The sequence below is a fragment of the Pseudomonas sp. CFBP 8758 genome, from assembly GCF_014841725.1.
In the GTDB taxonomy this organism is placed as follows: Bacteria; Pseudomonadota; Gammaproteobacteria; order Pseudomonadales; family Pseudomonadaceae; genus Aquipseudomonas; species Aquipseudomonas baltica.
Map to the genome: position 1 here is coordinate 166,349 of NZ_JACYUK010000001.1, position 12,514 is coordinate 178,862.

Below are 12,514 nucleotides of genomic sequence, written 5' to 3' on the forward strand. Positions count from 1 at the left end.
ACACCCTGTGACCGGTTTATTCATCACTCTGGAAGGGCCGGAAGGCGCGGGCAAGAGTACCAATCGCGAGTACCTGGCCGAGCGTCTGCGCGCCAGCGGACTGGACGTGGTGCTGACCCGCGAGCCGGGCGGCACGCCCCTGGCCGAACGTATCCGCGAACTGCTGCTGGCACCCAGCGATGAAACCATGTGCGTGGATACCGAACTGCTGCTGATGTTCGCCGCGCGCGCGCAACACCTGGCCCAGGTGATTCGCCCGGCGCTGGCGCGTGGCGCGGTGGTGTTGTGCGATCGGTTCACCAATAATTTGTTTTGGAAGGGGGAAGAACGTAAACCGACGGGACATTGCGCTTAGCTCGCCCCGTGTTCGCTAAACCCTAGGAAAAACAGGGCTTGTAGAGTGGGGCGAGTCGCTAGTGATTTTATCTTAGCACCAAAACGCTGCTTTACGTAAACCACCGCTCGTCAGCAAAAAATTTGGTGCGAATGTAAACACGTTTTCGCACACTACAGAGATTTGTGCTCCACTTGTGCTCTTTCACCCAATCCGTAAATCCACAAATCCAATAAACTCGGGCACTTAGCGGTTTACATTCCTATCTTAAGCCGTCTCGTCGTATCACCAAGCCTAGCTTTCTCGGTGCCATAGTCGGCGAAGCGTGCTCTCCGGTATCCCCAGCTCCTTCGCTGCCTGAGCTTGGGTAAATCCTCTCTTCTTCAAATCATGAACCGCTTCCAACTTCTTTCTGGCGCTATCCGTCCCATGGCGTGGCAATGCCTCTGGCTTCGTTGGCAGGCTCGCGTCAGCCAGTTCCAGGGCATCTAGCTCCGCAAGCGCAGCCAGCAGCATCTCCCGAGCTGTTACGTGTTTGTGGGAGGCAACGGTTAGCGCGAGGAGGGTGATCGGCTCCACATTTAGTGCGGCTGCTAGCTGATAGCTCGAGTCGAGGGTCACCGCACTTTTTCCGAGCTCTAGGTTGCTTACATGAGGTTGGGACACCGAACCGCCTACATTGGCGATGTCCTCTTGGAACAGCCCTTTACGAGTGCGTAGCAACTGAAGGGATGCTGCAAAGGAATAACGCAGCGACATCGCAAATTCCCCATAAACGAGTGGTATGCCGCGTTTGCCTGCCGCCAAGCAAAGAGATATAGTTATACGGATGGCGGTTTGGATCTGGATCGTCAATTTATGTGAAATTATTGGCGGGGACGCAGCAGATGGAAAGAGGGCTCGAAGATGGGCTGCTGGGCGAAAGTGGGGTTGCCTTGGTTGGCTCTGAACTGTCCCTTGAAGATGTGCTCCTCGCTGCTCGAGAACATTACAAACACCTGCCCCTATGCGCCGTTCAAGAATGGATCATTCTGGACGCCATCGTCACCGACGACGAGCGAGCCAACGTGATCGCTGCTGGTTGCCAACCCATGTTTCTGTTTGCCCACAAAGTCTTGCACGACGAGCAGAGAAGATTCGAGCCAGGTGATTGGGTGCGTTCAAGTATGGGCACCACGTTCAAAGAAGGCTTCATTTTCGCCACGCGGAACACGATTTACGTTTTGGTTGGGCCAGGTCAACGCAAACCTGCTTCTATCGAAGCGATATTTTCGATCTGCTAAGCATCACTCATTGGCTAAATGCTGGGCCAATTTATGGGCCTAGAGAATTGGGGCAACACATGTTCAGAACACAAGACGCTGACCTGATCGGGATACCCGGAATGTTCGGTGAAGGCGTTTCCCAATGGCACTCCGTGTCGCGACTGCTTAAAACGCACTGGTACCACCTCACCGTACGTGCCGTGGAAAATGGCCGTAGCACTGAGATCGCATTCATGGTCGAGGGGGAGCAAAAACTCCAGCGCATGCTGGTGGCCCAAGACGAGCAGGCCTTCATCACTGACATCCAGGTGGTTACGCCGTCACACATGAACGCCAAGGGTATTTGGAGCATGGAACCGCTGGCGAAGGTCACCGTTGGCATGGACAGTACCGGATGCGAAGCCTGCCTGCTCGAGGTCGAGAGTGGAACGGTTTATCACAACTCACACAACCCAGATTTCCGGCCTGATTTGCTAACAAACCTTCGTCGCATTTTCCAATCGAGCATGATCAAAGCTGCCTAGGGAATACCAAAAAATGCGCATGAAATCAGCAGACATGGTTGCGTGGCAGATTCCTGGTAAAAGCCTTTACGACGGACGCAGAACCCATGAAGACTCAGACGAACAACAATATTGACCTCATGTTTTACAGTAAGCGCCACACCTGCTTCGACCTCAGACGCCTAGTCAAGGCGAAGGAACAGGCATTCTCTGCTCCCGTCACGGCCTACCTCTGCGGGTTTTCATTACCTCGCGTACTGGCGTTGGCATTGTTTTCGATCACGTACGTCGAAAAGCGAACGGCTTATTCGAAGATGGCCACTTGATCCGGACATCCGACGTAGTGTCAGTGGAGAAAGAAGGGCGATTCTGGGTTATGACTACCGAGAACTCTCGCTATGTGATTGCTACATTTCAGCGCGAAAATGGCCTGTGCCAAGGACAGCGGGCTGGATACCAGTACGCCTATCGACAATACGGGCCACATAGAACGGGACACAGACAAACGCTTTGCAGAGCGCAAAGAAAATGGAGCAGGCATAGCACGCACTTCCTGATCATCAAGAAACTTCAAGGGCGTTCAGCAACCGTTGCAGATCGCTGAAAGAATTTAAAGCGAGCAACACCGCACGCAGTGGGCGGTGTCGTGATCAGGCAAAAGGGGAGGCGCGTGGACTCAGGCTGGGCCAGCGGATTCTTGGGTGCAGCGTTGGCAGTTCAGGATCTTCAAGGACAACGCCGGGTGTGTACTGCGGCAAGAAATGGCGGTAGTAATCCGAGGGCAGGGCTGCCAGCCCGGCATGGCCGCAACAGCAGTCCGCATGGTGCATGGCGTGTTCGGGTTCGGATTGAGGTATCTGAAGCGCCTCGATCGCCTGGCGAAACTCAGCTGAGACGACGCTCGAGTTTCCCCCGGAACAAAATCCGCCCCACAGCATGAGATTTACATCGGGCGCTTGCATCGCACGGCTGAGCGGCATGGCCAGAATGTTCAGCAAGATCGCCAGGCAGGCAATCCAGGGTCGGATACGTCTCAACGAACTCATGAATGAAATCGCTGCAAAGGGGAGGCTATTTAGCGCTCTTTAACACGCGATGTACATTTTACAAGGGTGCGCCATTTCGCCGCAGGTACATTGAGCAGGAGCAGAAGGGGTTTCATCCAAACACCACGCATGTCCAGACTGGTAAGCTCGCCCATCAATTCGATGGATGAATGGCTATGTCGCTACGCGCACTTCGAACACTGCTCGCTATTTCCCAGCACGGCTCTTTCGTCAGAGCAGCGGATGCCGTGCACCTCACCCAGTCAGCAGTCAGCCTTCATGTTCGGGCGTTGGAGGAGGATTTCAACGCACTTCTGTTTGATCGTTCAAGGCGGCTGGCGGTGCTCACGGATGCAGGTCATATCGCAGTAGAGCGCGCACGAGAAATCCTATCCCTATACGACGGCATCTCATCCGAGATTGGTGGCGACAGTGAGCTGCGCGGCAGGCTTAGAATCGGCGCCATTCAGACAGCGCTGGCCGGCGTCCTGCCCCATGCGCTATCAGCACTGCGTACCGATCATCCCCACCTGCGAATCACGGTTGCTTCGGGCATGTCCGCAGAGCTGGCTACGCGCGTTGAAGCGGGCGAGCTTGACGTTGCGATCACAACGGAGCCGGTCAAACCGCACCCATATGGTCTGACGAGCACGGCGCTTTACGAGGAGGGATTCTGGATTATCGCGCCGGTGTCACTTGCTCTTCAAGACCTGCAGTTGCTGCTCAAAAGCCAGCCGTTCATTAGGTTCGACCGCCGCGCCTGGGCAGGTCGAACCATTGAGCGCGAGCTACGCGCTATGAAGCTGCGCGTGCAGACTAGCATGGAGCTAGATAGTCAAGATGCAATAATAAAGATGGTTTCGAATGGACTTGGCATCTCCATTATTCCGCTTGCTCAGCATCAAGTCGAAAGCCTAACGACACTGACCATCGCGCCGTTCGGCACGCCGCAAAAAACCAGGCGCGTCGTGTTGCTGGAGCGTGAAGACCGTCCACTTGGACGGTTGGCTTCAGCACTGGCGAACGCCGTGAAGGCGCATCTGCCAAAAACTGACCTATGAGAAAAACTTGTTGATTTCTGAATTTTAAGTCGTTTTTATTTTAGAGTCGAACTTCTTATCGTGGTGCCTATCTTGATGATTCGCTGAGGGGCACCATGATCATTTCATCTACCGACACCACTTCGTTGCGGTCTCCTATCTTAATCATGGCTGAGCGCGCCGCGCTGATACGCGCTCAGGGCAGGGATGTCATCGACCTGACATTGGGAGAGCCGGATTTCAACGCGCCGCCCCACGTGCTTGAGGCTGCGCACGCCGCGCTTGAAGGTCGCCTTACTTACTCACCTTCGAACGGTATCGAACCGCTTCGTTACGCGATCCGTATGCGCATGAAAGCCATTCGAAACCTGGATTACTCAGACGATCAGGTGGCAGTCGGCTGTGGCGCGAAGCAGATCATTTACAACGCTTTCCAAGCGACATTAAAACAGGGGGATGAGGTCATCGTTCCTGCGCCCTATTGGGCAAGCTATCCCACCATGATCAAAATGTGTGGCGCGCGACCTTTGATGGTGCCTACTACCCTAGAAGCCGGTTATTGCCTCACCGCAGAGGCTTTGGATGCAGCGCTTCGTGTGGCAAGGTCGCCCAAATGGGTCATCTTGAACGCGCCCGGTAATCCTTCAGGATCGCTCTACTCAAGCCAGCAACTGTCAGACATCGCTGAAGTCCTGCGCCGATACCCAGGAGTGATGGTGCTTTCAGATGACATCTATTCAGAAATTCGTTACACGGATGATGTATATCAGACCTTGGCGGCGGTGGCACCTGATTTGACTCACCGTATTTTGATCGTAGATGGCGTGTCCAAAGTCTACGCAATGACCGGCTGGCGGGTAGGATGGGGATGTGGGCCAACGCCATTGATCACGGCCATCAATTCGGTTCAGTCACAGAACTGTACTCAGACCAGCACTCTGAGCCAAGTGGCGGCGGTGGCTGCGTTGACTGGGCCTCAGACACTGGTGAAAGAGCGAAATGCTATTTATCGCCAGCGGCGTGATGCTGCTCTGAATGTCTTCGAGGCCTGCGAAGCGATTGATGTCGCGTGTCCGGAGGGTGCGTTTTACCTGCTACCTCGGATCAGAACGATCAAAGATGATCAGGCTTTCGCACTAACCCTACTCGAAGTAGGCGTAGCTACCGTTCCAGGTAGCGCATTCGGTATGCCGGGGCATCTCAGGCTTTCATTCGCCCTTGATGAGTCAGTTCTGATTGAGGGCTGTGAACGGCTGGTTCAGAAAATCAAGGCAAGCGCATGACGCTCTCTTTGCTGACAGCTTTGTTGCCTATCGCATTATTGATCGTGTTAGGCGCATGGCTCAAACGTAGTCAATTCTTGGCAGATAACTTTTGGGCGCAGGCAGAGCGCTTGGCATATTACGTACTGCTTCCCTCTCTTTTTTTTCACGGGCTGGCTACAGCTAAGCTTGATGGGGTGCCCTTTCAAGGCATGGTCTCTGTGCTCATCGTATCGACTGTTGTGGTATCGCTGATGTTAGTAAGCGCGCGAGCGCTCATCACCACAAACGATGCGGCATTCACCTCCATATTCCAGGGTGGTATACGTTTCAACAATTACGTGGGCGTGTCGATAGCGGCGGGATTATTCGGTGTTCAGGGCATTGCCCTGGCAGCCGTTGCGAACGCGGCGATAGTGCCCACAGTGAATATCCTGTGCGTGTTGGTCTTTGCGAAGTACGGGGCGGGTGGCAGGATGCCATTGAGCAAAGTCCTTAAGCAATTGGCTCTGAATCCGCTGTTGCTGTCGTGCTTGGCTGGTGGGTTGATCCAAGTGACAGGTTTGGGACTGCCCATCGGTGTTGAGCCAGTGCTCAAAGCGTTGGGCCAAGCGTCACTCCCTCTAGGTTTACTCTGCGTGGGCGCCGCGCTGGAGTTCGGGAGCATGAGGCAGTGGCTGCGCCCAGTTGGCTATTCGTCACTGGTGAAGTTTTTAGTCATGCCACTGGTCACGCTTGGAGCTTGCCATTTGTTCGGGCTGGAAGGAAAAGCTGCCATCGCAGCACTGCTGTTTCAGGCGCTCCCCACTGCTTCATCGTCCTACATCATGGCGCGGCAGCTAGGTGGAGATGCACCGCTTATGGCCGGAATCATTGCTTGTCAGACCCTGCTGGCGGGAGTGGCCCTTCCCATCGTTATCCTTGCGGTGACCCAGTGGGTTTGAGCCTCATATTGTAGTGGTCAACAATTCCCGGACACTAAATTGAGTTTTTCCTCAGCGACCGCAGGCGCTAGCCCTTCGTTGAACTGATGCGGTCGCCGCCAGTTGTATCGCTCCATCAGGAACCGGCCGATGTCCTGTTGCGCTAGCGCAGCGCTCATGTAGCCCACCGTCGGTATCCATTCAGTTTTCAGGCTGCGAAATAGCCGCTCCATCGGCGCGTTATCGTGGCAGTTGCCGCGCCGACTCATGCTCTGTGTGAAGCGGTATCGCCATAGTCTTTGGCGGAAACTCCTGCTGCCATACTGGCTGCCCTGATCGCTATGAAACATTACGTTTTGCGGCCTGCCACGCTGCTCGTAAGCCATGTCCAACGCCTTGATCACCAAGTCGGCGTCGGGCTTGGATGAGAACGCCCAACCCACAACACGGCGGGCACAAAGGTCGATGACAGCCGCCAGGTAGTGCCATCGACCCTCAGCCCAAACGTACGTAATGTCACCGCACCAGACCTTGTTCGGGGATGTAACGTTGAAGCCCCGATCAAGCACGTTCGGAATATCAGGCCGCTCCACAGTAGCCTTTTTGTAGGCATGTGAGCCCGGCTGTTTGCTGATCAAGTTCATCTCGCGCATCAACCTACGTACCTTGAATCGCCCGATCTGCATGCCGTCCTCTTTCATCATCAGCATGATGCTTCGGCTGCCCGCAGCGCTTCGGCTTTGCGTGAACAGCTCGTTCACGCGACTACGCAAAACCACCCGTTCGGCATCCGGATACCGACGTTTTCGGCAGTACGCGTAGTAGTAAGATCGGGTTACTTCAAATACCGAGCACAACAGATCAATCGGCTCTTGAGCCCGCAGTTGATCGATTAACGCGAACGCTCGTGTTCCTCGGCCATCAAGAGCGCGGTGGCCTTTTTTAAGATCGATTTTTCCCGTTCTAGCCGATTGATACGGGCTTCGAGTTCCTGGATTTTTTGCTGCTCAGGCGTCAGGGCTTTGCTGGTCGGAGTAACACCGCCACGCTCCTGCTGGAGCTGGTTCACCCAACGACGCAGAGCCGACTCAACCAGCCCAAGCGAACGGGCTGCTTCGGTATGGCTGTAGCCTTGATCGAGCACCAGGCACGCCGCCTCGCGCTTGAACTCAGGGGTAAAGGTACGACGTTGCTTGGTCATCAGACACCTCTCTGTGGCGAGCATTCTCGCCTAAATGGGTGTCCGGTTTCATTAGACCACTACAAACATCGTCTTTCTCGAGTGATGCAGGCCCGCCTAGCGCGCCTGCGATTAACATAAGCCAAATATTGTCTTTAGCGAGGCCCTCATCTCGCGCCCTTCGCCTACCAGCACGTAAACGGTGTTCCGCGTCTCAAACAGGCAAACACCGTCGAAAGATTTGCACAGAGTTGAGCGCACCCATCCTCCTGGGGGAAATCGGCCTTGTTGGTCATGGATCACGCAATGTGCGTACATGAACATCGGTTGCAGGCCTGTGGCTCGTACCTTCGCGAGCGACTCGGGAGACTCGTCGACGTGAAAAATGAGCCAATCCTCGACGAGGCAATACGACTTGCGACCGAAGCGATCCTCCACCAACGCTTCGATTTCGGCCGTGGGTAGCTGAGTTCCGAAAGAGGAAATCTCCCCCTCCCGAAGCAGTCCAGGATCTGAAGAATTACCCATAAATTGCAGCTCCTAAAAACAGCGGAGAGAAATGGAGCTTCCACCGGGCGCTAATCAGCCAGCGATTACGGCTAAAAGACCATCGCCATGACTATATACATTTGTTTGGCCTCAATCAAACCCGGCATACCGTCCTCTTTTTGGGAGGGAATTGTCTGATGTCATTGCGCAAGGCTTACGCGGCGACGTTGCAGTGGCTGAGGGTGAGGCGTGGTTTATCGCAGGCTGATTTTCAGGATAAAGCTGATCAAGGTCACATCAGTCGGCTGGAAGCCTCGTCGGTCTCAGCCAGCGTCGATCTCAGTGCAGATCTAGCTCAGGCTCTTGATCTTCGGCCTTTGTCGTTTCTGACGCTTGTGGCTGCGGCGGATGAAGGTAAAACAGCGCGCTCCGCCCTGGAAGAAGTCCTGGCCGAATTGCACCAGCTCGGTGTATTGGACGAGTTTCTGCCACGTGAGCCTCAAACGCTTACCCCTCCTCAAACAGCGGCGGTGGAAGGAAAACTGAGACAGGTACAGGAACTGAAGCGCGCAGGGCTTTCGCAAACTGAAATCAGCGTGCAGCTAGGAATGCCCAGAACCACCGTTCGGCGACTGTGGCATGCTCAAAATTGATTGCTGCGAACTGATCGCATAGCTCCTATGGGGTCACTACTCCGACCATTACATTTGTCATGATCCCAGCACGGTATCAACGCCGCTGATTCTGTGGTGAGCTAATGATTTAGCCACGAGGCAGGCGGTAACTGCCGATTACCAGCCCCGCGTCGCGAGGCGGTGAGTTCCATCGAGTGACCTACATCGCCCGAAGGAACAGGTGGTCTCACAATAGTGAGTACCTGCTAGCGAAACCTCAGACCCCCGCGTTTCGCGGTGTAGTACGGCAGAGAATCTTCTCTCCGCGATTGCGATCCCGCCCCACGCAAAACTGATATTGGCTTCAGGCGCACCTGTCAAAACAGGGCGCGCGAATCAGCAAGACGTTTGACAGCTACCCCCCCCTGCACATTTTTTTCAAAACTTTCAGAAGTTCCTACTCCGCCCGGAGGAGACTGGAAATCTAGACGGACGCATTGATACCCTACCAACTGAATGGTAGCCTTTCAGCGGGCGGCCTATACTGACGGTCAAAGCCTTTTACGCCTCGGACGCATTAGTCATGCGGCGGTTCAGCCTGAGAGCGGAGGCCTACGTGCTAAGGAAGACTCCCTATGAAAAAGCAAAAGATCACGTTCCAAAACCCCCAAGGCATCAGTCTATCTGGCCTGCTTGAAGCCCCCGATGCGCCTAGCGCATACGCTTTGTTCGCCCATTGCTTTACGTGCGGAAAGGATATCAAAGCCGCAGCGAGGATTTCGAAAGCTCTGGTCGACAATAACGTGGCAGTGCTTCGCTTCGACTTTACTGGCCTAGGTGGTAGTGATGGTGACTTTTCGAATAGTAACTTTTCATCCAATGTAGCCGACCTAGTCGCGGCGGCTGATTTCTTGCGTACGACGTACCAGGCTCCCTCCATATTGATTGGTCATAGTCTGGGCGGTGCGGCGGTCATCTCTGCGGCTAAGCACATCCTGGAAGCAAAGGGAGTTGTCACCATTGGGGCACCCGCAGAAGCTGCCCATGTAATGAAACAATTCAGGAGAGACGTTGACGCGATTAGGGATATTGGTGAATTCAAAGTTACGCTCGCAGGACGAGAGTTCACGATAAAGAAGCAGTTCCTTGACGACATCGAATCGCAGCAGCAGGATCAAAACATCGCCAACCTGCAGCGCGCATTGCTTATTTTCCACTCACCAGTAGACAACGTTGTATCGATAGAGCAAGCGCAGAAGATCTATCTCAAAGCTAAGCATCCAAAAAGTTTCATCTCATTGGACTCAGCAGACCACCTGCTTACCAACAGCAAAGACGCAAGCTATGTAGCGTCATGCATTACAGCGTGGAGTTCGAGATACTTGTAGGACGCATTTTATTACCTTAAATCCTATAGAGGTTAATTCTATTCGGTATTGCTCAATACTGGCTCTGAAAGCAGCTAGAGAAAGAGAGAAAAAACAACCGTTTTGTTGTGACAGTGAGTTCGCGCACCGCCAACAGGGCAGTGATGACAGCAACCTTTGGCCGAATATTTTTCTGTCGATTGTAGTCGTCTCGCTTACTGCAGCGTTAATAGCCGATCTATGGAAGCAGTAGCGCGGTTTTAAAATTAATTTAGTTGACCTTTAAATCAGCCAGCACCACTTGTCATACAGACTGTGAAATGGTGCCAACCCATTCGGAGATTATCTATGTCTTACGACTTTGATCTATATGTAATCGGCGCAGGTTCTGGTGGCGTGCGTGCTGCTCGCTTTTCTGCCGGATTTGGCGCGAGGGTGGCAGTGGCCGAAAGTCGTTACTTAGGCGGTACGTGTGTGAACGTTGGTTGCGTGCCGAAAAAGCTACTGGTTTACGGCGCACATTTCGCCGAAGACTTCGAGCAGTCGCAGGGCTTTGGCTGGACTCCTGGTGACGCGAAATTTGATTGGGCGACGCTGATCGCCAACAAAGATCGTGAGATCAATCGTCTGAACAATATCTATCGCGATCTGCTGGTCAGCAGCGGCGTCACCCTCCATGAGGGACACGCGAAAATCGTTGATCCGCATACCGTCGAGGTCAATGGCGAGCGCTTCACGGCTAACAACATCCTGATTACTACCGGTGGCTGGCCAAAGATCCCCGAAATCCCCGGTCACGAGTACGCGATCAGCTCCAATCAAGCATTCTTTCTCAAAGGTCTGCCCAAGCGCGTTCTTGTAGTCGGTGGCGGCTACATTGCCGTTGAGTTTGCCGGGATCTTCCATGGCTTAGGTGCCAGCACCACGCTGATGTATCGCGGTGATCTGTTCCTGCGCGGCTTCGACGGTACGGTACGCAAGCATTTGCAGGAAGAGTTGACCAAGCGTGGGATGGATCTGCAATTCAATTCCGACATTGTGCGTATCGACAAGCAACCTGACGGCAGCCTGAAAGTAACCCTAAAGGATGGTCGGCAGCTTGAGACAGATTGTGTCCTCTTCGCTACGGGTAGACGCCCGATGCTCGACAACCTGGGCTTGGAAAATACGGGTGTAAAACTAGACGAAAGAGGTTTTGTTGAGGTTGATGAGCTATATCAAACTGCTGAGCCGTCAATCCTAGCTTTGGGAGACGTGATAGGGAGAGTCCAGCTTACGCCTGTCGCACTGGCCGAGGGTATGTCAGTGGCACGTCGCTTATTCAAGCCTGAGCAATACCGTCCGGTTGACTACCAGATGATCCCGACGGCAGTCTTCAGCCAGCCTAATATCGGAACTGTCGGGTTGACCGAAGAGGAGGCACGTGAGGCAGGGCACGAGGTAGTAATCTTTGAAACCCGCTTCCGCCCTATGAAACTGTCGTTGACCGAGTGCCAGGAGCGCACGTTGATGAAGCTCGTGGTGGATGCCAAGTCCGATAAGGTTTTGGGCTGTCATATGGTAGGCCCTGATGCCGGAGAGCTTGTGCAGGGGTTAGCGATTGCGCTGAAGTCGGGGGCGACCAAACGCATTTTCGACGAGACCATCGCTGTGCATCCGACATCCGCTGAAGAATTTGTCACCATGCGCACCCCGGTTGGAGGCTGATCGGTTTCAGGCAGTTTTTATGCACTCAGCTCTGTCGCAATGGCAGCAGCTGGGTGTAAACGTTTGCCGCGCCGTCTCGCCGTGGACGACACGCACCTGAGCATGGTTGTCCCCAGCTCCGTACAAAGAATCTCAACCTTGATACGGCAAGCTTTATCCCCCAAGCATTCGGCACATGCATCCATTCGAGCGGGCGCGCTGCTTTTTCCAACCAAATAAGATTCTCATCCTTAGAAAGGCTACCTATAGGTAGGCAGTTTTATTTGGAAGAATCTTCCAACCAATCCTAGAAAATCCCGTACCGAAATTGTCACCAATATCTTGTCGAGTGACATGATTTTCTAATGATCTGTTGAAAGCCTACCAACTAGATGGTAGCGTATATCCAGATTCAGAAATCACCCACGAACCTGCAGGGCGTTGAACGCCCACGTGAGAGCCCCCATGCAAGATTGGAAGCAAACCCGCAAAGACATCAACACTCGTCTGGTAGAGCTGAACGGCCTTTCCCCTGAAACCATGAAGGGCATGGCTGCTCTCGGTGCTGCCGGCAGCAAGACAAATCACCTGGATGCGAAAACTCGCGAACTGATCTCCCTCGCAGTAGCTGTGACAACCCGGTGTGATGGCTGTATTGCATTCCACGCAGCGGAAGCCAAAAAGCTCGGTGTTACCAGCGAAGAAGTGGCCGAAGCACTGGGCGTAGCCATCAACATGAACGCCGGTGCCGCTCTTGTCTACAGCACCCATGTACTCGACGCTTTCGATAAGTCCTAAGCATTAC

The 12,514-nt window shown here is 54.0% G+C and carries 13 protein-coding genes and 1 pseudogene; 10 read left to right on the plus strand and 4 right to left on the minus strand.

The window, feature by feature from the left end:
- Positions 1-7: 7 nt before the first annotated feature.
- Positions 8-304: pseudogene (gene tmk, locus IFT75_RS00770) on the plus strand (dTMP kinase); the annotation flags it as partial.
- Positions 305-628: 324 nt separating this feature from the next.
- Here the strand turns inward: tmk and IFT75_RS00775 are convergent.
- Positions 629-1,093 carry a helix-turn-helix domain-containing protein gene (locus tag IFT75_RS00775; protein WP_192051191.1) on the minus strand — a complete coding sequence of 155 codons (465 nt, stop codon included), beginning with the start codon at positions 1,091-1,093 and terminating at the stop codon, positions 629-631.
- A 101-nt stretch (positions 1,094-1,194) separates the two neighbouring features.
- On the opposite strand from IFT75_RS00775, the gene IFT75_RS00780 reads away from it, so the two are divergent.
- Positions 1,195-1,617, plus strand: coding sequence for a DUF6957 family protein (locus tag IFT75_RS00780; RefSeq protein ID WP_342214298.1), 423 nt, complete (start codon positions 1,195-1,197; stop codon positions 1,615-1,617).
- Positions 1,618-1,676: 59 nt separating this feature from the next.
- Positions 1,677-2,123, plus strand: a complete 447-nt coding sequence (locus tag IFT75_RS00785) for a hypothetical protein (protein WP_192051193.1) — start codon at positions 1,677-1,679, stop codon at positions 2,121-2,123.
- A gap of 629 nt (positions 2,124-2,752) precedes the next feature.
- On the opposite strand, the gene IFT75_RS00790 is transcribed toward IFT75_RS00785, so the two are convergent.
- Positions 2,753-3,148 (minus strand): DUF2946 domain-containing protein, encoded by a 396-nt coding sequence (locus IFT75_RS00790; protein ID WP_122797568.1) that lies wholly within the window; start codon positions 3,146-3,148, stop codon positions 2,753-2,755.
- Positions 3,149-3,324: 176 nt separating this feature from the next.
- On the opposite strand from IFT75_RS00790, the gene IFT75_RS00795 reads away from it, so the two are divergent.
- From IFT75_RS00795 to IFT75_RS00805, 3 genes are all read left to right on the plus strand, one after another.
- A complete protein-coding gene (locus tag IFT75_RS00795; RefSeq protein WP_192052832.1) occupies positions 3,325-4,209 on the plus strand; it encodes a LysR substrate-binding domain-containing protein in 885 nt (294 codons plus the stop codon).
- 95 nt (positions 4,210-4,304) lie between these two features.
- Positions 4,305-5,471 (plus strand): pyridoxal phosphate-dependent aminotransferase, encoded by a 1,167-nt coding sequence (locus IFT75_RS00800; protein ID WP_122797569.1) that lies wholly within the window; start codon positions 4,305-4,307, stop codon positions 5,469-5,471.
- Positions 5,468-6,394, plus strand: coding sequence for an AEC family transporter (locus IFT75_RS00805; RefSeq protein WP_122797570.1), 927 nt, complete (start codon positions 5,468-5,470; stop codon positions 6,392-6,394). The genes IFT75_RS00800 and IFT75_RS00805 overlap by 4 nt, the downstream gene beginning before the upstream one ends.
- 17 nt (positions 6,395-6,411) lie before the next feature.
- On the opposite strand, the gene IFT75_RS00810 is transcribed toward IFT75_RS00805, so the two are convergent.
- Together IFT75_RS00810 and IFT75_RS21520 are read right to left on the minus strand one after the other, a co-directional pair.
- A protein-coding gene (locus tag IFT75_RS00810; protein WP_192052834.1) for an IS3 family transposase occupies positions 6,412-7,574 on the minus strand; the annotation gives its coding sequence in 2 pieces (ribosomal slippage) (positions 6,412-7,322 and positions 7,322-7,574; 1,164 coding nt in all).
- 111 nt (positions 7,575-7,685) lie between these two features.
- Positions 7,686-8,081 carry a DUF6957 family protein gene (locus IFT75_RS21520; RefSeq protein ID WP_342214300.1) on the minus strand — a complete coding sequence of 132 codons (396 nt, stop codon included), beginning with the start codon at positions 8,079-8,081 and terminating at the stop codon, positions 7,686-7,688.
- A gap of 158 nt (positions 8,082-8,239) precedes the next feature.
- Here IFT75_RS21520 and IFT75_RS00815 point away from each other — a divergent pair, with 158 nt between their 5' ends.
- The 4 genes from IFT75_RS00815 (at position 8,240) to IFT75_RS00830 (ending at position 12,507) form a co-directional block, all read left to right on the plus strand.
- The gene (locus IFT75_RS00815) at positions 8,240-8,695 is read left to right on the plus strand and encodes a helix-turn-helix domain-containing protein (protein ID WP_192051330.1); all 456 of its coding nucleotides are present in this window, start codon (positions 8,240-8,242) and stop codon (positions 8,693-8,695) included.
- Between the two features lie 596 nt (positions 8,696-9,291).
- On the plus strand, positions 9,292-10,044 hold the full coding sequence (locus tag IFT75_RS00820) for an alpha/beta hydrolase family protein (protein WP_192051332.1): 753 nt from the start codon (positions 9,292-9,294) through the stop codon (positions 10,042-10,044).
- Between the two features lie 327 nt (positions 10,045-10,371).
- Positions 10,372-11,730, plus strand: coding sequence for a glutathione-disulfide reductase (gene gorA, locus IFT75_RS00825; RefSeq protein WP_192052836.1), 1,359 nt, complete (start codon positions 10,372-10,374; stop codon positions 11,728-11,730).
- A 444-nt stretch (positions 11,731-12,174) separates the two neighbouring features.
- Positions 12,175-12,507, plus strand: a complete 333-nt coding sequence (locus IFT75_RS00830) for a carboxymuconolactone decarboxylase family protein (protein WP_007252395.1) — start codon at positions 12,175-12,177, stop codon at positions 12,505-12,507.
- The last annotated feature ends 7 nt before the right edge of the window (positions 12,508-12,514 follow it).

What these genes read in the sequence shown, in the direction of transcription:
- IFT75_RS00800 (WP_122797569.1), top strand. Translation starts at nt 4,305, where the DNA reads ATGATCATTTCATCTACCGACACCACTTCGTTGCGGTCTCCTATCTTA.
- IFT75_RS00795 (WP_192052832.1), top strand. Translation starts at nt 3,325, where the DNA reads ATGTCGCTACGCGCACTTCGAACACTGCTCGCTATTTCCCAGCACGGC.
- IFT75_RS00820 (WP_192051332.1), top strand. Translation starts at nt 9,292, where the DNA reads ATGAAAAAGCAAAAGATCACGTTCCAAAACCCCCAAGGCATCAGTCTA.
- IFT75_RS00775 (WP_192051191.1), bottom strand. Translation starts at nt 1,093, where the DNA reads ATGTCGCTGCGTTATTCCTTTGCAGCATCCCTTCAGTTGCTACGCACT.
- IFT75_RS00830 (WP_007252395.1), top strand. Translation starts at nt 12,175, where the DNA reads ATGCAAGATTGGAAGCAAACCCGCAAAGACATCAACACTCGTCTGGTA.
- gorA (WP_192052836.1), top strand. Translation starts at nt 10,372, where the DNA reads ATGTCTTACGACTTTGATCTATATGTAATCGGCGCAGGTTCTGGTGGC.
- IFT75_RS00790 (WP_122797568.1), bottom strand. Translation starts at nt 3,148, where the DNA reads ATGAGTTCGTTGAGACGTATCCGACCCTGGATTGCCTGCCTGGCGATC.
- IFT75_RS21520 (WP_342214300.1), bottom strand. Translation starts at nt 8,081, where the DNA reads ATGGGTAATTCTTCAGATCCTGGACTGCTTCGGGAGGGGGAGATTTCC.
- IFT75_RS00805 (WP_122797570.1), top strand. Translation starts at nt 5,468, where the DNA reads ATGACGCTCTCTTTGCTGACAGCTTTGTTGCCTATCGCATTATTGATC.
- IFT75_RS00785 (WP_192051193.1), top strand. Translation starts at nt 1,677, where the DNA reads ATGTTCAGAACACAAGACGCTGACCTGATCGGGATACCCGGAATGTTC.
- IFT75_RS00815 (WP_192051330.1), top strand. Translation starts at nt 8,240, where the DNA reads ATGTCATTGCGCAAGGCTTACGCGGCGACGTTGCAGTGGCTGAGGGTG.